The sequence below is a fragment of the Bartonella sp. MM73XJBT genome (genome assembly GCF_028618465.1).
Taxonomy (GTDB): domain Bacteria; phylum Pseudomonadota; class Alphaproteobacteria; order Rhizobiales; family Rhizobiaceae; genus Bartonella.
Genome location: NZ_JAQISY010000025.1, coordinates 1 through 20430, shown reverse-complemented (window position 1 = coordinate 20430; position 20430 = coordinate 1). Strand labels below are relative to the sequence as shown.

Annotated in this window: 16 protein-coding genes and 2 pseudogenes; 9 read left to right on the top strand and 9 right to left on the bottom strand. The window is 39.9% G+C overall.

Going from position 1 to position 20430, the window contains the following annotated elements; genetic code table 11:
- Positions 1–68: 68 nt before the first annotated feature.
- From PVV69_RS07515 to PVV69_RS07495, 5 genes are all read right to left on the bottom strand, one after another.
- The gene (locus tag PVV69_RS07515) at positions 69–653 is read right to left on the bottom strand and encodes a hypothetical protein (protein ID WP_273757031.1); all 585 of its coding nucleotides are present in this window, start codon (positions 651–653) and stop codon (positions 69–71) included.
- A 196-nt stretch (positions 654–849) separates the two neighbouring features.
- Positions 850–2052 carry an MFS transporter gene (locus PVV69_RS07510; RefSeq protein WP_273757030.1) on the bottom strand — a complete coding sequence of 401 codons (1203 nt, stop codon included), beginning with the start codon at positions 2050–2052 and terminating at the stop codon, positions 850–852.
- Positions 2049–2951, bottom strand: a complete 903-nt coding sequence (locus PVV69_RS07505; RefSeq protein ID WP_273757029.1) for a hypothetical protein — start codon at positions 2949–2951, stop codon at positions 2049–2051. The genes PVV69_RS07510 and PVV69_RS07505 overlap by 4 nt, the downstream gene beginning before the upstream one ends.
- Positions 2952–3295: 344 nt before the next feature.
- Complete coding sequence (locus PVV69_RS07500) at positions 3296–3511, bottom strand: hypothetical protein (RefSeq protein ID WP_273757028.1); 216 nt, start codon at positions 3509–3511, stop codon at positions 3296–3298.
- Positions 3512–3916: 405 nt separating this feature from the next.
- Positions 3917–5005, bottom strand: a complete 1089-nt coding sequence (locus tag PVV69_RS07495; protein WP_273757027.1) for a DUF3792 domain-containing protein — start codon at positions 5003–5005, stop codon at positions 3917–3919.
- Positions 5006–5472: 467 nt separating this feature from the next.
- On the opposite strand from PVV69_RS07495, the gene pyrF reads away from it, so the two are divergent.
- The 4 genes from pyrF to PVV69_RS07475 all read left to right on the top strand — a co-directional run bounded on the left by pyrF (position 5473) and on the right by PVV69_RS07475 (position 10745).
- On the top strand, positions 5473–6318 hold the full coding sequence (pyrF, locus tag PVV69_RS07490) for an orotidine-5'-phosphate decarboxylase (protein WP_273757026.1): 846 nt from the start codon (positions 5473–5475) through the stop codon (positions 6316–6318).
- Between the two features lie 1570 nt (positions 6319–7888).
- The gene (gene hisS / locus PVV69_RS07485) at positions 7889–9379 is read left to right on the top strand and encodes a histidine--tRNA ligase (RefSeq protein WP_273757032.1); all 1491 of its coding nucleotides are present in this window, start codon (positions 7889–7891) and stop codon (positions 9377–9379) included.
- Positions 9380–9955: 576 nt separating this feature from the next.
- A complete protein-coding gene (locus tag PVV69_RS07480) occupies positions 9956–10486 on the top strand; it encodes a replication protein (protein WP_273757025.1) in 531 nt (176 codons plus the stop codon).
- A gap of 64 nt (positions 10487–10550) precedes the next feature.
- A complete protein-coding gene (locus tag PVV69_RS07475; RefSeq protein ID WP_273757024.1) occupies positions 10551–10745 on the top strand; it encodes a hypothetical protein in 195 nt (64 codons plus the stop codon).
- Positions 10746–11068: 323 nt separating this feature from the next.
- Here PVV69_RS07475 and PVV69_RS07470 read toward each other — a convergent pair whose 3' ends face one another.
- Positions 11069–11593, bottom strand: a complete 525-nt coding sequence (locus PVV69_RS07470) for a peroxiredoxin (RefSeq protein WP_273757023.1) — start codon at positions 11591–11593, stop codon at positions 11069–11071.
- 200 nt (positions 11594–11793) lie between these two features.
- Between PVV69_RS07470 and PVV69_RS07465 the strand changes: the two genes are divergently transcribed.
- Positions 11794–13422, top strand: coding sequence for an alpha-D-glucose phosphate-specific phosphoglucomutase (locus tag PVV69_RS07465; RefSeq protein WP_273757022.1), 1629 nt, complete (start codon positions 11794–11796; stop codon positions 13420–13422).
- A gap of 496 nt (positions 13423–13918) precedes the next feature.
- Positions 13919–14332: a helix-turn-helix domain-containing protein gene (locus PVV69_RS07460; protein ID WP_273757021.1), complete on the top strand. Its 414-nt coding sequence runs from the start codon at positions 13919–13921 to the stop codon at positions 14330–14332.
- Between the two features lie 115 nt (positions 14333–14447).
- Here PVV69_RS07460 and groEL read toward each other — a convergent pair.
- Positions 14448–14687 (bottom strand): annotated as a pseudogene (groEL, locus tag PVV69_RS07455) (chaperonin GroEL); the annotation flags it as partial.
- Between the two features lie 655 nt (positions 14688–15342).
- A complete protein-coding gene (gene fumC, locus PVV69_RS07450) occupies positions 15343–16731 on the bottom strand; it encodes a class II fumarate hydratase (RefSeq protein ID WP_273757020.1) in 1389 nt (462 codons plus the stop codon).
- A 225-nt stretch (positions 16732–16956) separates the two neighbouring features.
- Here fumC and groES point away from each other — a divergent pair, with 225 nt between their 5' ends.
- Both groES and groL read left to right on the top strand, forming a co-directional pair.
- On the top strand, positions 16957–17253 hold the full coding sequence (groES, locus tag PVV69_RS07445; RefSeq protein ID WP_005864441.1) for a co-chaperone GroES: 297 nt from the start codon (positions 16957–16959) through the stop codon (positions 17251–17253).
- Between the two features lie 60 nt (positions 17254–17313).
- Positions 17314–18957 carry a chaperonin GroEL gene (gene groL, locus PVV69_RS07440; protein ID WP_273721587.1) on the top strand — a complete coding sequence of 548 codons (1644 nt, stop codon included), beginning with the start codon at positions 17314–17316 and terminating at the stop codon, positions 18955–18957.
- Positions 18958–19511: 554 nt separating this feature from the next.
- On the opposite strand, the gene PVV69_RS07435 is transcribed toward groL, so the two are convergent.
- Entirely contained in the window at positions 19512–19892 is a 381-nt protein-coding gene (locus tag PVV69_RS07435) for a helix-turn-helix domain-containing protein (RefSeq protein WP_273757019.1), read from the bottom strand.
- A gap of 321 nt (positions 19893–20213) precedes the next feature.
- Between PVV69_RS07435 and PVV69_RS07430 the strand changes: the two are divergent.
- Positions 20214–20423 (top strand): annotated as a pseudogene (locus tag PVV69_RS07430) (hypothetical protein); the annotation flags it as partial.
- Positions 20424–20430 lie beyond the last annotated feature (7 nt).

Sequence of the window (20430 nt, the reverse complement as noted above, 5' to 3'; positions counted from 1 at the left end):
AATGAGTGATTTTAATTGATGCAAGATAAAGAGATTTGAAATGAGAGAATCTTAGGTTATTCGGTGTTCTAATTCAATATGAATAACGCTAGATTATCATTATAAATCAATGCCTTGTAAAGTTGATTAATGGCAAGGGACCCAAGAGGAGAATTGACAATACGACATGTTGGTTCTCGTAAAAGAGTCGTTGCGTCATCTTTTGAAAAGGCCTGTTGGTCTGTTTGAATGAGACCGTGTCGCAACAAGGATATAAAAAGATTGTTCACGTCAAAAAGGCAACCGTTGAGTTTAATTTCTTTCAAGGATTGAACAGAACAGCCATCATAAAGTGTTGCGAATATTAGTGAATCAAATCCACCAAAAGCTCTGCTTTTGGTGGAAACAACGGTGATAGGTTGTATTTGGCGTTTGCCAATGAGTGCCGGTTTATTTTTTATTATTTGTATATCTTTTGCCCATTGAACGCGTGATAAAGGATTGAGTTTAGAAGGGTAGACAGCGAAAGAATTGATGACTATGGGTGGTGTAGGTTTTTGTAATTCAAGAGTGTAGGAGCTCTCCTGACAATCATGTAGCATATAGTCTGCAAGTTGCCACACATAGCCGCCGGTTCCATTGTAAAAGTTTAAGCCTATAGGGTCTTGTTGCATGATGTTAAACTGGTTTCTCCTGCTTCAAAATTTCAAATTTCCACAACGATGCGCAATATGTATCAAAGGATGGCTCGTTGATGTCATATCAGCTGGTATGAGGTTGCACGAGATTAGAAGCAACGGTTTTATAGAGTTGCGGTTATAACGCCATTTTGGAGGCATTATTTGCTTATGGAGAAAATAGCTGCGTCCACTAACCATTATCAAATTCTTTTTGTTTCTTTTTTTGCACCGCACTGTTTACGATAAAACCTAATATACCTGCGATCATTGTGGTTATACCAATGATAAACAGTGTGCTTTTGGTATGATGCACATGAACAAAACCAGCTCCTATAAAGCCAAGGCATACGGATACTTGTATGATGAAAAGATAAGCGGGCATTTGACTGTTCCGCTGTTCTTTCTGGATGGCTTTCATCATAAAACTTGCCATCAGTGCATTTTGCACACCGTTTGCACTCCCTAGGATAAAAAATGAAAGCATCATGAGCCACACAATGTGTGTGAGGGAAAAGCAGAAAATGGCAAAGCCAATGGTTGCAGCAGCCAATGATGCGCCAGCGGCATTGCCAAAACGATGAAAAAGGCTAGAGAAGCAGAGTGGACCAACCACAAGACCGAAACTGATCATGCTGCTAATCATTCCATAGGTTTCGGCGCTTGAGTTAAGCTCAGTGCGGATGCGGACAATCGACAATACATTGAGAGCAGAGGTGAGGATGATGGTGATGATGAGGGGAGAAAGAGCATAGACAACATTTTTTTTATGCAAGAGACCCGTTAAATCTAGCCCTTTTTTGCTTTGCTGCACTGTGTTTGTTGTTTGCGTATGAATTTTTAAACTTTTAAAAGAGCAGAGAGTGATAAAGGCAGCAAGAAGCACCATGATTGAAAGCGCAAACAATCCTTTTTGTCCGTTTGATAGACCATATAACATGCCACCTAACAGTGGTCCTGCAATATAGCCAAGATTACGGACTGTTTGGATAATGCGGTTGACACGATCTAATTGGTGATCAGTCTTTGCGAAGTCAGGTACAGCAACAAGGATAGCAGACCAAAAGAGTGAACCAGCACAGCCCAGTGTAAAAGAAAGGGCAATATAAAGCCAAAACTGGTTGGCGATTGCAGCTGTGGCTATGAAGAGTGCTTCAAATAATAAAACAACAGTAATTGTGTGCGCTGGCTGGAAGTGATGCAAAAGACGCGGGGCAATGGGTCCTGCGCAAATTCCTCCTGTAAGTCCTGCAAAAAGCAGCATTGAAATAGAAGCTGTGCTTTCTGCTAAGTGTAGAGCAAATGTAACTTGCGCTGTTTCATCAGCAAAGCTGCTAAATCCCAAAACGAGGAAAAGTCCGATTTGGGCGAAAATCATAGTTTTTTTCTTTGTCACAATGCTCCCCAAGATGCCAAGGCTTTTACGGCTTTTAAAATTTCCTGCTGTGCATATTTATATGGGGTATCATTTAATTTTACTAGATCTAGTTTTTTTCCTGATGAAAGTTGAGAAAGGAAATGCTCTAGATGAGAGCTATATTCAAAACTGGCGCAATGTCCGTTTGCTGCGATGAGCAGTTCTTTTGTTTCAGTTAAGGGCACCCATTGCAGGGTTGCAGGTGGGCGAAGAGTGATTTCATTTTCAATTTCGGAGACGTCAACAAGAGGGCGACCGACGCATAAACGTGAACTTGTATCGCAAATTAATTGAGAAACCAGCATATGGCGTTTTAAGGTACTATTTGCGATGGCAGAGTTTAGTGCGAAGTGTTGAAAAGCATTATCAGGGTTTAAACTTGCTCTTCCTGATGTGCGGATATCATGCCGTGTTCGATCATCGAGATAGAGTAAATGCGTGACATAATTTTTATGGTGTTGTGCATCGTGTGCTGTTTCCCAAAAAGCGACATTGATATTTACAGCAACCTTTTCTCCCGTTTCAGCGACATGGAAGGCATCATGCGGGAAGTAAGCAACACGATCTGTACGATTTTGCAGCGCAATTGCTGTTGATTTATGCTCCTCATATTCAGGATATTTGAGCCCTTGAAGGTCTTTTCGTGTGTTGGTCCATGCAAACATTGTTTTATCGTCCTGTAGAGTAAAACCAAAATTATGAGCGTGATCCACATGGATCCCAACATGGGTAGAAGAATACCGACCGATAAAGTAGTCAATATCCACGCGTCCACCAGGTCTAAAACCTAAAGAATGTGCCAATTGATCTGCAAACTGTTTTGCCGCATCCCAAAGTATAGGAGTCGCAGCATTAAGCCATAATACATTACTGCCCATTCTTGCTTTTCGGCATATTGATCAACGCTAGCAATATATTCTTCTATGGTCCTATCCGTATCTAAAACAAGAAAATTTGGAAGAGGATGTGGACTCCGTACTCCATTCACTACTGTTACGACTTCGGATTTAGGATTAAGAGTTTATGAGGATGTAGAGCGTATTGTCTTAAAGCATCCAATACATCCCTTTCATTGAAAGGGATATATGAAATTGACAATTCAGATGTTTGCTTAGCCTAAACTTTTTGAGAAAAGCTCTCTGAAAATAATTCAAACATGCTCTTAAATATACTTAATTTTTAAAGTTAGATGTATAAATAGATCTGTATCAACAATACATTATCAAAGTTCCAGTGAACCATTCATATTAAGCTTATCTTGATAAACCTGAACATCACTGATTTGAGCGTACTTAACGCCTTCCCTCACTGGATTAAGCTCATCTTGATAAACTTGAACATCACTGATTTGAGCGTACTTAACGCTCCCCCTTACTGGATTAAGCTCATCAGCAGCTAATTCAATAACATCTTTTACTTCATTAAGTGAAATACTCATATATTTCCCCCCTTATAGTTGATAAAAAACAATGATAACCAAAATAAAAAAATTACCACTTGTTTCCTCTTAGTATGGATTTTATTTTTTTGTCAAATGTTATGTTGATTGAATATATTTCTTATCCTTTTGAAGAGATACACTTCGTATAATGAAGAGTGCTATGTATCCTTATTAAAAAGATAGACTGTTCTTTTTGAGTTTTTGATTTATAGGGGAGATGAACACAATATATTCTTATCATTCATGTATTCTGTTTGTAAGTTTAAGTTTCAAGAGATTTTATTTGGATATGATCAAGTAATGTATAGGTTGTCATATTATACACAAAACATTTCAAGTAATTGTAAAAAAAGCTGGACAGAATGTACAGCTTTTTTAAGTGTTTGTTTTATGGGGTGGCTTTTAAAGCTTGAAAGCATCCTTACGGCTTCTATAGCCATAATAGCCAAAGACACTGGAAATTATAGCGCCAATCAGGCTGCCTAAAAAGCCCCACCAGCCGATGTTTGAAGCTGTTTTTGTAGCTTTTTGGGCAGTGTTTTTTGCTCCCTTTACGGCACTCTCAAGATTATCTGAGAGCGTTTCAGTCTGTTCTTCAAGCGCTTTTATCGCTTTTTGCGTTTTTTCCTCTGCCCTTTGATAAACATGAATGGCTTCGTTAGCTGCTGTTTGTGCATCGGTACGTGTCATGCCATCGTGCATAAGGGCATTGATAATATCGCTTTTATTAAACTTTGCAGTAAGGACTTCTAGACGATCAGAAAGGCGATCACCAAGATTTTTCAAGTAGGTGCGATAGTGAGAAGGATCATTTTTAAAAGCTGTTATCGCTGTACCAATGTCTTTTAAGGCGCTTTGATAGGATTCTTTTAAGCGTTCAGGATTGAGAGCAGGGATGTCGCTCTTGTTGAGAAGTGTACGCAACTCATTGCCCAGTTTATCAAAATTGATACCATTGTCGCTGTTTTTGACCAAAAACTTTTCCAAGTTTTCGCCCTTGAAATTTTCAAGCAGGGGAGCAATCTTTGTTTTGAAGCTGTCCACGGTTTGTTGAAGCATGGAGCTGTTTTCTAGGGCTGCTTTAGCGCCTATTTTTGCTGTGCTTGAAACCACATGGATGGCTTGAAGGGTCATCAGTAGTGTTATGAGAGCCCAAGTGAGAAAGCCATGCAGAGTTCCTGAGGATTCAGCAAAACGCCCAGCAACAAAACCTCCCAAGGCAAGGCTGATGAGTGTTACGATAAGAGATCCCATGCCAAAAGAGAAGAAAGAGCCTTCAAAAGGGGTTGAAGAAGTGAAATCCATTTGACCCAAGCCTAATGCTGCCACCAGAAAAGAGAGGCAGATTGATGTGGCAAGAGCTGTCACCAGTCCAGCAAAAATTGCAGACCATGAAATGGGTGGTTGGAAAAAAGGATATTCTGTTTCTAAGGACTGTTCTCCTAGAAAATGCGTATCGAAGGGTGTGTCTTCATGAATGCGGGTTTCCATGTTTTTATCTCCTTGAATGATGCTGGAGATAGAATGCTTGCTGATCCATTATGTTCCCACAGAGACGGATTTGCATCCCCAATGGACCCAAAATACCGGAAAGAGACACGGATTATCGTGTTGAATTATTGTGCTGAGATTGTTGTGCGTGAGATTATTTGCCTTAAGATGCTGGGATGATCCTACGGAGATGGTCAAAGTGTTTTTGGGCGAATTCCAATCTAAATCTTGTTTATGAAGAAAGGACACTTTGGCAAAGAAAAATGCTCAAAGGGGAAAAAGAATGAGTATTTTCACCATGAGGCTTGTTTGTAAAATGCTCTGTGATGCTTGTTTTGTTCACATGCTCATGAAATTTGAAAATATTTTCTTTTTGCTGAAAACCATGTTACCTATCATTTTGATCAATGCGTTTCTTCTTTTTTGTATTAGAAAATTTAAATAGAGGCTTTGTAAGGATGTTAGGGATGTTTTGTTCCAGTTTTTTTAAAAATCGTGAAATCTATGGACCGCTTTGTGTTGGTTTTGATCCTAGCCATAAAGTTTTACAATCATGGAATTTAAGCCCTGATTATAAGGGACTTAGAGATTTTTGTGATATCCTCTTAACAGCCGTTGTCGGCAATGTGGGCATTATAAAGCCGCAAGTGGCATTTTTTGAATTGTATGGTGTTGAAGGTCTTCAAGTTCTTAAAGAGCTTATTGAAAATGCACGGGAACAAGGGTTATTGGTGATCGCTGATGCAAAAAGAGGGGATATTGGTTCTACCGTTGAAGCTTATGGTCAAGCTTGGCTTGGTCCAAGCAGCGCATTTAAAGCAGATGCCATAACCGCCAATGCTTTTCTTGGTTTTGATGCTCTTACCCCTCTGATAAAAATTGCAGAAGAAACAGCAACGACAGTTTTTGTGGTTGTGCAATCCTCAAATCCAGAGGGCAAGGATATTCGCAATGCGCGCATTGGTGATCAAACACTCTCTGTTCATTTAGCACAGCGCATTTGTGACTATAATAGCCAGTTTTTGGAAAAAAATCATGCTGTTGGTCCTATTGGTGCGGTTATTGGAGCAACACTGGGCAGTGAAGCAAAAGAGACAATCGAACAATTAAAAAACTGCTTGTTTCTTGTGCCGGGTATTGGAGCTCAGGGAGGGACAATAACACAACTGACAAACCAGTTTCCTCAAAAGCTATGGCAGAATATTATTCCTTCTATTTCAAGAGCGATTACCGATGCTGGTCGAAAGAGTGTTGATTTAAAAATGCGCATTCATGATTTTGCTGAGCAGGCTAAAACTACGCTTGTATTTTAAAGATTTTTGCATAGAGGATAAATTGGAAGACGCTTCATAAAAAGGGAGCTTTAGATGCTGGCTCCTGTTTTACTAAAATCAAGCGTTGTTCCTTCCTCTAAAGAAGTACACATGTTTCTTTCTTAGGCTTAGAGAGAGATGTGGGGGGTGATGTTTGGAAGGAAGGGGATGATGGGGAAGAATGTAGAGATTGTGGGAGATATAGTGAGGGAAGTTTGCTTAACAGCAAAGTGTATCAATGAGAAAATGGTATATTGGAGGTGATATGGGGAGGTAAGAAAGGGAGGTCGTATTTATCGATCACTTTGCACAGCCAGCAAAAAGGATTTCTTCTATTTTTGAGTTGCATAGCTGATAGATCTGTTCAACTCTTCATCAATTTGCTCAAGATGGCTGTCTTTTTGAGAGATTTTTTTCGATTGAGCCAAAATTAATCGTTGTTTTTGCCTCTAGAGCAATCAGTATATGTCTTTCATATTATGTTGAGAGAGCAATATAAATGCGTGGGACGATGCTTTGGAGGAGGGGAAGCGTTGTTGTTAGAGGAAGGAAAAGGCCCGTGATTGTTGAAAACAGATTTAACAAAAAATGCTTCGGTGAAGAATAAGAAAAAACAGTATTCATGATGGAAAGGTATTGGGCTTGTGATTTAAATTAAATTATTGATTTTTCTGTGTAAAACATCAATGTTGCTGCAAGATTATAGATTTTAATCTTGCATATTTTTTTGTTATGTGCACCGTTACCGTACAAATGTGTGTTACAATGCTTAAAAGGCGATTAAACAGAAACTATCATTCTTTAAGCGCAAGAGCTGCTAACAAAACGAGAGGTTGAGAGGATATGCGCCTCTGATTTCTCAATAGCGTTTGTGAATGTGTGCAAAACACCAAGGCAGAGTTTACTCCATTATAAGTCAAGAGATGGATTTACAAAGTTGGTTTGCTCCCCATATCATCAAATGATGAAGATTCTTACTCATGCTGGTTTGTGAATAATAAAGCTTCTTTTGGTGGATGCCATCTGCTGATCATTTGTATGGTTTGCTAAGGCTCTAAGGGCTGGTTTTTCCTTGAATATGCACGACACATTCTCAAAATACGGAATGTGTAAACTTATAATATCTTGTATCGTTGTCCTAAACGAAATTGTTTTCCGGCATAATAAGATCATTTCTGTTTTTGCATATTGAAATAAAAGTTAAAAATATCCTAAGCTTCTCTCATTTCAAATATCTCCCATGATAAATGAAGAAAAATCATGCCTTTGTAAGTCATAAGTGGTGGTGTGTGGGTAAGAATATCTGAAGATAAGGAATAAAAAGGACTGTTATGAATCGTCTCAAAACAAAGGGATGTTCTGGGAGGCAAAGAGAATGACGGTACTCATAATACAAATTTTTGTAAAGGCGATTATCTAAAGGTGGTTTACATTGCCTTTGTAAAGCAACGGTTTTTGTGTGTTACACTGGTGTATATGAGGCTTGTCATTGATAAAGTTATTGCAGGGTTTATTGCTATAAGATAAGACACATAGTATCTGTGGAGACAAATTGTTGTTAGAGAATCCTATGTCATCATCACCGGAAAAAACCAAAGCACGTTTACCTCGCGGTTTTGTTGATCGCACAAGTGCACAATTATATGCAACGGAGACCATGATTGCTCAGATTCGTGAAGTTTATGAACTTTATGGTTTTGAAGCGCTGGAGACACCGATTTTTGAATATACGGATGTGTTGGGCAAGTTTTTACCTGATACAGATTGCCCAAATGCTGGGGTTTTTTCGCTACAAGATGATGATGAGCAATGGATGTCTTTGCGCTATGATCTCACCGCGCCTCTTGCTCGTTATTTTGCAGAGAATTTTGAAACTTTGCCAAAGCCTTATCGCAGTTATCGCTTGGGCTTTGTGTTCCGCAATGAAAAACCCGGACCAGGGCGATTTCGGCAATTTATGCAGTTTGATGCTGATATTGTTGGTACACCAACCGTTGCTGCGGATGCCGAAATTTGCTTGATGGCAGCCGATAGTTTAGAAAAATTGGGCTTTCAGCATGATGATTATGCTATTCGGCTCAATAATCGAAAAATTCTCGAGGGTGTCTTAGAGTTGATTGGTTTGCAGGGAGATGATCAAGTTGAAAAGCGCTTAAGTGTTCTTCGTGCAATGGATAAACTGGATAAGTTTGGTTTTGAAGGGGTGCATTTGCTGTTGGGCAAAGGGCGTTTGGACGAGAGTGGTGATTTTACAAAAGGGGCACAGCTTAAGGATAAAGAGATAGATCGTATTCTTTCTTTGCTTACCGTAGAAGCTGAAACGGCAGAGGAAACGCTTGATGCTCTTAGACAAGTTATTGATAAGAGTGAGCAAGGGCTTGAAGGGGTGCGTGAGCTTGAGGAGATGCAGGCAATCTTTGCCGCAAATGGTGCTCAAAACCGCATCAAAATTGATCCCTCGGTGGTACGGGGGTTGGAATATTATACGGGACCTGTTTTTGAGGCGGCTTTGCTTTTTGATGTTCTCAATGATGATGGACAAAAAGTTGTTTTTGGTTCCGTTGGTGGTGGGGGGCGCTATGATGGCTTGGTGGCACGTTTTCGTGGGGAAAATATTCCGGCAACAGGTTTTTCTATTGGTGTTTCACGCTTAATCGCTGCTTTGCAAAATCTTGGCAAATTGCCTGTCAAAGAAAAGACGGGGCCTGTTGTGGTGCTGATGATGGATAAAGAACCAGAAATGGTTGCGCGTTATCAAAAAATGGTCATGCAATTGCGTAATGCTGGAATTCGTGCTGAACTCTATTTGGGGGCAGCAGGGATGAAGGCGCAGATGAAATATGCTGACCGCCGCCAGGCACCTTGTGTGGTCATTCAAGGTTCACAAGAGCGCGAGAGTGGAAAAATACAGATCAAAGATTTGATTGAAGGTGCCCGATTGTCTCATGAAATTAAGGATAATCAAACATGGCGTGAAAGCAGACCTGCGCAAGTGACGGTTGATGAAGATCAATTGGTCCAGACCGTACAGGATATTTTGGCAGCCCAAAGTAGGTTATAATAAAAGTTTTTTTTAAAATTGTTTAGCTGGATTTCTGTCATTCTCCATGCAATTTTAAGGATTTGTACTTTGCGTATTTGGATGTGCTTATGCACAAGGACAAAGTTGTGGTGTTTTTTTAAGCTTGTGCTGTATAAAATGGAAATGTTTTTTAAGGGGCGAAAGCGTTTTATGTACTAAATAAATCAGCCTTTTTGCGGAGGTGATGAGGGCGTTTTCCTAAACAAAATATGCGTGAAAGTCCCCTAACTTATATCATTTTTTTAGAAAAGGGGATGGTGATCATTTATAAAAATATTGATCGTTCATCTTTGTTAAACAGCTATTTTTTCATCTGCTGATATAAATTTTTTTGGGTTTCTTGTGCACTATACATAATTTAGTATGTGCGGATTATAAGAGAGACCTAGAGCATTTTCTCTCAAAGATTTGTTAGTGTTTCACAAAACAATGAAACAACTTAAATCGAACAATTTTTTACAGGAAAATATTTGCGTCAATTGTAAGCTGCTATAATAGCAACTACTTGATAATATTTATTTTTTCATAAAATGAATTGCTTAGTGGAGAAATACAATGGTTCAATATGATTTTACTGTGCTTTATGAAAGAAATCCTTTTATTCTTAAAAGTCCTGAGGATATTGGAAAATCATTTAAGCTTCCTCCCTCACACTTTGGATTTGAAAATCTTCCGCAAATTACTTTTTCTGGAGCGCCTGAGAGTCGACGGATGATTGTTGGGCTTTCATTTGTTGGGTTAAAGAGTTTTTTTGTTATGTTGTGGCAAGTGGCGAAAATATCAGAGGAAGATGAGATGGATTTATGGTTTGATCAGGTTACATTAGATCATAATGTTCTCGATGAATTTTTGGATTGCGATTTTTCAACTCAAGAATCGCACTATCTTAGTTTTGAAATTTTTAAAAAAGGTCTCAACGAATTAGAACGTCACAAAATTATTGCAAAGGGGATAAAAGAAGGGTGCTATTTTATAAATCCAGATATCTTTGGACTTCCTGAAGGTGTTGAAGATTTTGAGTTCTCTGAAGAGGAAGAAGAGAAGACATTATTTTCTGTAGAATACCCAAATAAACGACTGCTTTAGCGGTTATGTTTAAAAAGAAATCTTCCTCTTTAGAGGCAGTGATCGTTAAAGGATAAAATTGAGAGTGAACGGTTATCAGATTAAAATTGATCCTTCTGCTAGGGCGTATATATTGCTTTATTATATGAAGGCTGTGGTTGAGGGGAGTATGCTTTTTGATGTTTTTCTGGTGAGCGTAAAGAAAAATTTTTCTTTTGAGGGTGATGATGGGGGCTGTGATGGGTTGATCGCATATTCTTGTCGCGTAAATATTGGATAATGTATTAATTTATAATGATGATTTATCGTTATTCGTATTGAATAATGAATCCCCAATATTGTAAGTTTTTTCCATGTTGCGCTAATCAAAACCATTCGCTTGCCACGTTACAAGCGAGATGAGCATGTAGATAAAAACCATAGAGGAAAGGCGTAAAAATGCTTCTTATGAATCTTTTCAGGTTCTACAGGTTGTTGCAAATATTAGGGACGACAGATTTTTCAATTTATCATCCATAAAATGCAAAAAAACATAAACCCCTTCCTAAGAAGGAGTTTATGCTAGAAAGTTTGCATTTGATAACTGTATAATTAGTCTTCAAATTAACTTTTCAAGGTTTTTAAAATATTTTGTGGGGAAGAAATTTCATAGGGGTCTGTTGTACAATTGTCTGCAAAGCCTGGTTCTTCAAACCATTGTTCAATGACACCATCATTAATCACAGCGGCATAACGCCATGAGCGCATGCCAAAACCAATATTGTCTTTCGCAACCAGCATACCCATTTTACGGGTGAATTCACCAGAGCCATCAGGAATTAATTTGACGTTTTTGATAGCTTGCGTTTTACCCCAAGCGTTCATGACAAAAGCATCATTGACGGAAAGACAATAAATTTCATCAATACCAACTTTTTTAAATTCATCATAGAGTTTTTCAAAATCAGGCAGTTGAAAAGTTGAGCAAGTGGGAGTAAAGGCTCCAGGAAGAGAAAAAAGAATGACCCGTTTTCCTTTAAAATATGCATCGCTACTTACTTCTTGCCAGCGATAAGGATTATCTCCACCCATCGATTCATCACGGATACGTGTATGAAAGGTGGTATTGGGAACGGTTCTTTTTATCATAACTATGCTCCTGTATTTTTTATGAAAATTGTGTTTTCAGCAGTTTTGGTATTTAACGACTCTTTAAGAGGGGGCCTTAAATAATCCTTGCTCTTCCGTTTAAGTGTGCAAGTATTTCGTTATCTCGTCAAGTGGAATTAATGGTCGACTTTGGCTGGTATTCACTTTAACATTAAAGAAAATATTTTAAAGGCGTTTTTGTGATGATAACGACAGTTTTAACCATGGCCTTTGCTGATCAAAGACTTGGAACGTCTGGTTTACGCAAGAAAGTGTCGGTTTTTCAACAGCTCCATTATGTGGAAAATTTTATACAGTCTGTTTTTAATACTATTGGCTCTGTTGAAGGAAAGCTGCTTATTCTTGGGGGCGATGGGCGCTATTTCAACCACGCTCTTTTACAAACGGTCTTGAAAATGGCGGCGGCTCATGGTGTTGCTTGTGTGAAGGTGGGAAGAAGGGGCATTCTTTCCACACCGGCGGTTTCACATCTTATTCGTAAAACCCATGCCTATGGGGGATTTATTCTTTCCGCAAGTCATAATCCTGGGGGAAAAGAGGGCGATTGTGGTATCAAATATAATATTGCTAATGGTGGACCTGCTCCAGAAGCCCTATGTGAAGCTATTTTTGCAGCCTCACAACAACTTTCTTGTTATAAAATTTTTGAAGCTGCAGATGTTGATTTAGAGAGAGAAGGCACAACTTTTCTAGGCTCTATGCAGATTGATATTATTGACCCTGTAGCGGATTATGTTGCTTTGATGCAGGAGATTTTTGACTTTGATTGCATTGCTCAAGCTGTTAAGAGAGGGCTTACTTTGCGATTTGATGCTATGCATGCGGTCACAGGGCCTTATGCCCATGAGATTTTTGAAAAATGTTTAGGATTTCCTGAAGGAACGGTAGTTAATGGTATTCCTTTGCCAGATTTTGGAGGGGGGCATCCAGATCCCAATTTGGTTTATGCCAAAGATCTTTATGATTTATTGATGTCTGAGCAGGCACCTGATATGGGGGCAGCATCGGATGGGGATGGAGATCGTAATCTTATTATTGGGCGTGGGCAATTTGTCACGCCTTCTGATTCCTTGGCTATTATGGTTGAGCATGCCCATCTGATTAAAGGTTATCGCCAAGGCATTGTGGGGATTGCACGCTCTATGCCAACAACGCGTGCTGTTGATTTGGTTGCTGAAAAAAAAGGATTAAATTGTTTTGAAACACCAACGGGGTGGAAATTTTTTGGATCGCTTTTGGATGCGGGAAAGGTGACTTTTTGTGGTGAAGAAAGTTTTGGAACCGGTTCTTACCATATTCGCGAAAAGGATGGTTTGTGGGCTGTATTATTTTGGTTAAATCTTTTAGCTCTCACAGGAAAATCTGTTGCAGAGATTGTGCAGCAGTATTGGAAAAACTATGGGCGTTTTTACACGTTACGTTATGATTATGAGAGCGTGGAGAATGATAAAGCAGAAGCGCTTATAGAGCAATTGCGTGCCGATTTACCACAGGAGGGGACGGAAATTGCTGGGTTGCGGGTGGAAAAAGCAGACGATTTTACCTATCACGATCCCGTTGATCAGAGTGTGAGCATAAAGCAGGGTATACGTATTTTTTTTGAGAATGGAGCACGGCTTGTGGTACGCTTATCGGGGACAGGAACATTGGGTACTACTTTACGGCTTTATTTTGAACAATTTGAGGGGAAACCCTGGAAACATCATCAAGAACCGCAAAAAGTGCTTCAACCTTTACAAAAGGCAGCACTGGAATTGTTGAACATAGAGCAGCAATTGGGGCGTGAACGTCCTGATATTATCACGTGAGAAAACTGCTTTGATTCTTAAAGAAGCTTTGATGTCTTTGGGGAAGGGGGCGTTTGTTCTGTTAAAAGAGCGCGCCTTATTTTGAGAAGATCGTATTCTTTCAAGCTGAAGCATCGATTTGATTGCAAAACGAAGTCCTACTGGCAAAAATGGCAATATTAAAGCCAATGTACAAAATAGCTATCTCGAGAATTCTGAAAGCTTGTCTTTTTCGCACGCTTTTTGATTGAATAAAGACCACGCTATCTTTTCTCATAGAAAATCGGACTTCATTTTTATTGCTAATTCCCTAAAATTACTTTATGAATTAAAAGGTGTTTTGGTCGTATACGCAGCGACCAATAGGGCCTTGAAAACCCGAAATCCGAGCGTGAAATAAACCCACTGATGTGGGTATCCCGGGATTCCGGGAGTTTTTGCTATGTCCAGGTGTTTTAGGCACTAAAAGCAAAAAAAGCTGACTAGAGCTCAGTACTTTCAGACTCCCGGAATACCAATGCGAGGGCGCTCGCAGCCGGTGGGAGGGGAAATGCAAGGTAAAAATCTTCATAACGACAAATTCATTGATCAATTCGTTGGCAAAAAAATTCGCTTCAGACGAAACATGCTGAAAATGTCTCAAAAACAATTAGGGCAGTCGTTAAGAGTAAGCTTCCAGCAAATTCAAAAATATGAAACAGGATTAAATCGTGTTGGAGCTGGGCGTTTAAAGGAAATTGCTGATATCTTAAATGTTCCCATTGCCTTTTTTTACGCTGATCTCTTCACACAACAACACCCACCCACTCATCATGAAGAAATCATCTCAAGCAGAGAAGAATATCTGCTGCTCAAAAGATTTCGCGTTCTCACCTCGATAAAACGCCGAGCGATTTTACAATTACTCTCTGAACCAAATGAAAGCTTTTAAATTATGTACTAGGGTCATATTGCCTCAATGCTTTATGCCGTTATTTTTCGCGTATTTTATAAGCACATCCTCCACAAGGAATAAAATGCACAACCTTAAATCAAGAATTCTTAAAAGCAATCAAATCACTAAATTCACCGGTTGCAGTGTTGTAACCAAAAATATTGACATTATTTTCCAACACTTTGCCAACGATAATTGCAGCTTCTTCACCGACATTGATCGCAATTTGGCGTGTTGATGCTTGGAGAATACAGTAAATGATATTAAGCTTCTGGTTAGGATTGTTTCCTTTAACAGTCAGCGCATTTGCAGCACGCAACAACGCAGCTCTACTATCAGCAACCATTATTTCAGTTGTGATCAGAAGGCTGGCAATTGAAACAGCATTCTGCAAAACAGAACGCTACAAAATATTATCGTATTGTTCGTGAACATATTTGCTAAAGCTATCTCTTGTTGCTCTCAAGTTCATTTTGCAATGCGGCTCATAAATTCTATAATGGTAAAGTCATACCATCATCTTCACGCTTATGAAGAAGCACACTGTTACCTCAATGTCGTGAGAGCTATTGTATTTATAAGAGATATTTTTACTGTTTGTTTCCTGCTTATACTTCAAGAGTTTTTATCTATATATCAATCCTGTTTATGGACGCGCGCGTAAAAAGTTTTATCTGCTTCACTATAAAGGGGATGAGATGAAAGAAGCGTATGGTATGTGAGAGTTCGAAATAAGAAAATTTGGTTTTCGAAGCCTTTATTCGGCATCTAAAATGGTGAGCTATCAATATGTTCATGAAAAACAGTTGGGAAGAACCTGTTATGGCTTTTTGGGGTGTAAGAGGCTCTCTTTACAAATATGCTAGGGTTGAGAAAATCTTTTACTTGTCCCAGAGGTGTTAAGATTTTTGAAGGTGTAGGTAGACTGTTAATGATACAATGACCATCGGACCGCGAACAGCCCGATAGTTTAAAAATTTGTTTCAAAAAAATTCATATCCGGCTGTTTACTTTGGAGCAATCATCTTTTTGGGATCAACCAGCCGATCATAATCCTCTGCAGAAACACCTGCTTTGAGTGCTTCAGTACGCAAAGTTGTATCATTTTTATGCGCTGCTTTGGCAATTTCGGCCGCTTTCTCATAACCAATTTCTGGGGCAAGTGCTGTCACCAGCATCAAAGAGCGCTCCATAAGAGTGTGAATATGAACCCGATTAGCACGTAATCCTTGGACACAATGGAGATCAAAAGAGCGCATGCAATCCCCAAGGAGCGTAATTGATTGCAAAACATTATAACCAATGACAGGTTTATAAACATTGAGTTCAAAATGCCCTTGGCTGGCAGCAAATGTTACACTGGTATGATTACCAAACACTTGGGCTGCAACCATGGTCATTGCTTCACACTGGGTGGGGTTAACTTTGCCTGGCATGATAGAAGAGCCTGGTTCATTTTCAGGTAGGCTTAATTCGCCCAAACCTGAACGTGGACCTGAGCCCAAAAAGCGGATATCGTTGGCAATCTTAAACAGATCAGCAGCGAGAGCATTGAGACTACCATGGAAATGGGCAAGGGCTCCATGATGGGCAAGCGCCTCAAATTTATTGCTGGCGGTCTTAAAGGCAACCCCTGTAAGGGTGCTCATTGTTTGCGCAAAAGCAACATCAAAACCCTGTGGTGCATTGAGCCCTGTCCCGACAGCTGTTCCACCTTGGGCAAGCATCTGGACATCGGCAAGAGCTGTTTCAATACGCTGGCGATTGGCTTCAAGTGCGGCGCGGTAGCCTGAAAATTCTTGTGCTAAAGTTAAGGGTGTTGCATCTTGAGTATGGGTACGCCCGATTTTAATGATATCGGCAAATTCTTCTTCTTTTTTCTTTAAAGTGGTAATAAGAGCTTCAAGAATGGGAAATAAGTGTTGGCGTGTTTGCAGTGTGGTGGCAATGTGAAGTGCTGTGGGAAAGGAATCGTTTGAGGATTGGCTCATATTGACATGATCATTGGGATGAACAGGGCTTTTGCTCCCTAGTTTTCCTCCCAAAAGCATGCTAGCATAGTTGGCAATGACCTCATTAACATTCATATTGCTCTGCGTACCAGAACCCGTTTGCCAAACAGAGAGCGGAAAATGTGTATCAAATGCACCGGCGAGCACTTCGTCAGCAGCAGTAATGATGGCTTTGCCAATGTTTTGCGGAAGTTTCCCTTTTTCCATATTCACAAGGGCTGCGGCTTTTTTGATAAGGCTTAAGGCATAAATGATAGTGAGTGGCTGTTTTTCACTGCCAATATTAAAATTATGCAGCGAGCGTTCAGTCTGTGCTCCCCAATAACGGTCTTGACGTACCGAAATCGTCCCCAAGCTATCCGTTTCCTGACGTGTTTCACTCATGATAAGATCCTTTTATGTTGGCAATTAATAAAAAGCTAGATAATGCAAAATAGGAAAAAGAGGCAAGACTTCAAAGTCTTTTTAAGGTAAATTATTTTTAAGAAGAATCCTTGACATTGAGAAGAGGCAATTTTATATCTTGGGCAGTGTTAGCACTCATACTTTGAGAGTGCTAGCAAGGACTTAAGATTAATGCAATTATATTAAGTTTTAAGGATTTTGAACATGGCTAATATACAATTCCGCCCGCTTCACGATCGTGTCGTTGTCCGTCGGGTTGAATCTGAAAATAAGACTGCTGGTGGGATTATCATTCCTGATACAGCAAAAGAAAAACCTCAAGAAGGTGAAGTTATTGCTATTGGCAATGGTGCTCTTGATGATAATGGAAAGCGCGTGCCTTTAGAAGTAAAAACAGGTGACCGTATCCTGTTTGGAAAATGGTCTGGAACTGAAGTAAAGATTAATGGGGAAGACCTCTTAATCATGAAAGAATCGGACATTATGGGAATTTTGGGCTAGTTTTAAGCCTTTCAATTCTTCCATTTTATATTATTTGAGATAACTCCAAGGAGAAATTAAATGGCTGCTAAAGAAGTCAAATTTGGCCGTGAAGCGCGGGAGCGTTTGTTGCGCGGTGTTGATATCCTTGCTAACGCTGTAAAGGTAACCCTTGGCCCTAAAGGGCGCAATGTGGTGATCGATAAATCATTTGGTGCACCTCGCATCACAAAAGATGGTGTATCCGTTGCAAAGGAAATCGAACTAGAAGATAAGTTTGAAAATATGGGTGCGCAAATGTTGCGTGAAGTTGCTTCTAAAACCAATGATATTGCTGGGGATGGAACAACAACGGCAACGGTTTTGGGGCAAGCTATCGTACAAGAAGGTGTAAAAGCCGTTGCTGCAGGCATGAACCCAATGGATCTTAAGCGCGGAATTGATGCTGCTGTGGATGAAGTGGTGGCAAATCTCTTCAAAAAAGCGAAGAAAATCCAAACTTCCGCAGAAATCGCACAAGTGGGAACAATTTCCGCAAATGGTGCTGCTGAAATCGGCAAAATGATTGCTGATGCCATGGAAAAAGTTGGCAATGAAGGTGTCATTACCGTGGAAGAAGCAAAAACGGCTGAAACAGAATTAGAAGTCGTTGAAGGTATGCAGTTTGATCGTGGATATCTTTCTCCTTACTTTGTCACCAATGCGGAAAAAATGGTGGCGGATTTGGACGATCCTTATATTCTTATTCACGAAAAGAAATTGTCTAATCTACAATCTCTTCTTCCAGTGCTTGAAGCTGTTGTGCAGTCTGGCAAACCACTTCTTATTATCGCTGAAGATGTGGAAGGTGAAGCTTTGGCAACACTCGTTGTCAACAAATTGCGCGGTGGTTTGAAAATTGCTGCGGTGAAAGCACCAGGATTTGGTGATCGTCGTAAAGCTATGCTTGAAGATATCGCAATCTTGACATCTGGTCAGGTTATTTCTGAAGATGTCGGCATTAAGCTTGAAAATGTCACTTTGGATATGCTTGGACGTGCGAAGAAAGTGAATATTTCTAAAGAAAATACCACGATTATTGATGGTGCTGGACAAAAGGCTGAAATTAATGCACGCGTCAATCAGATCAAAGCTCAGATTGAAGAAACAACTTCTGATTATGACCGTGAGAAATTACAAGAAAGACTTGCTAAGCTTGCTGGTGGTGTCGCTGTTATCCGCGTTGGTGGTGCAACAGAAGTTGAAGTAAAAGAAAAGAAAGACCGCGTTGATGATGCCTTGAATGCAACACGGGCTGCTGTGGAAGAAGGTATTGTTGCTGGTGGTGGAACCGCTCTGTTGCGTGCTGCAAATGCACTGACTGTTAAAGGAAACAATCCTGATCAAGAAGCTGGTATTAATATCGTCCGTCGTGCTCTTCAAGCACCAGCACGTCAAATTGCAACCAACGCCGGTGAAGAAGCAGCTATTATCGTTGGTAAAGTGTTGGAAAATAATGCTGATACTTTTGGTTACAACACTGCAACCGGTGAATTTGGTGATTTAATTGCTTTGGGAATTGTTGATCCTGTGAAGGTTGTACGTTCTGCTCTGCAGAATGCTGCTTCAATTGCGAGCCTTCTGATCACAACCGAAGCAATGGTTGCTGAAACGCCAAAGAAAGATACCCCAATGCCTCCAATGCCAGCTGGCGGAATGGGTGGAATGGGCGGAATGGATTTCTAATCTCCTTTCCTAAAGAAAAAAAGAGACGGGCCTATTGGCCCGTTTTTTTATACTTTTCTCTGTTTTATAATCGCAGTAAATCCGTTAATTTGATTGCTTTTAAGAATGGTTGATCTAAGGGTGTGCTTTCTGCTCTGCAGAATACTATTTCAATTGCCAGCTTTCTGATCACAACTGAAATTAATGGTTGCTGATAGTAGAGCCGCGTTGTTACGTGTCTGAAAGTACTGAGCTCTAGTCAGCTTTTTTTGCTTTTAGTGCCTAAAACACCTGGACATAGCAAAATCTCCCGGAATCCCGGGACACCCGCAAAGCGGGATAAATTTATGTTTAGGTTTCGGGCTTTCAAGACCCTCTTTGTCGTCGCGTATACGATCAAAGCATCTTTATTCATAAAGTAATTTCAGGGGATTGGCAATAAAAATGAACACGAGCTTGTTTTATGAGAGGTGGGATGCTTTTGATGCAATGAAAAAGTACTTATAAGGGGAATGACAGTAAGAATGCACAATGCATGCTAATACACAAAGCCTGTGGGGGGGGGGCGCATGATTTTAAAAGCTTTCATTTGGTTCAGAGAGAAGTTGTAAAATCGCTCGGCGTTTTATCGAGGTGAGAACGCGAAATCTTTTGAGCAGCAGATATTCTTCTCTGCTTGAGATGACTTCATCATGATGGGTGGGAGTATGTTGTTTTGTAAAGAGATCTGCGTAAAAAAAGGCAATAGGAACATTTAAGATATCAGCAATTTCCTTTAACTGCCCAGCTCCAACACGATTTAATCCTGTTTCATATTTTTGAATTTGCTGGAAGCTTACTCCTAAAGACTGTTCTAATTGTTTTTGAGACATTTTCAGCATGTTTCGTCTGAAGCGAATTTTTTTGCCAACGAATTGATCAATGAATTTGTCGTTATGAAGATTTTTACCTTGCATTTCCCCTCCCACCGGCTGCGAGCGCCCTCGCGTTGGTATTCCGGGAGTCTGGGCAACACATTGATTTATAATGATAAATCATCCTTTTTTAACTTGAATCACAACTCCGAATATAGTAAGATTTTCTCATTTCAAATCTGTTTATGTTGCATCAATCAAAATCACTTGCTTGCACGTCAAAAGCGGGGCTGGTGTGTGAGTAAAAATTGTATAAGAAAGGAGTAAAAATGGTTCTTATGAATCGTCTTAATGCAAGGGCTGTCGCAACATTGGGGGCTGGCAAATATAACGATGGTGCCGGCTTGAATTTATGAAAATGCAAAGGTCTATGGCAATGCTAGTGTGGGTGAATCTTCTGAGGTCTATGGCTCTGTTTTTGGCAATGCCAAGGTTTTATTCTATACGAAGGTTTGGGGTCGCGCTTATGGCAATGCCAAATTAAACAAGCAAAGCAAAGTAAAGTTGGTACCAAAAAATTGCGAAGTTTATGAAAATGATCATATCGTAAAGATTGTTAATAAAACAGAATAAAGAGCGG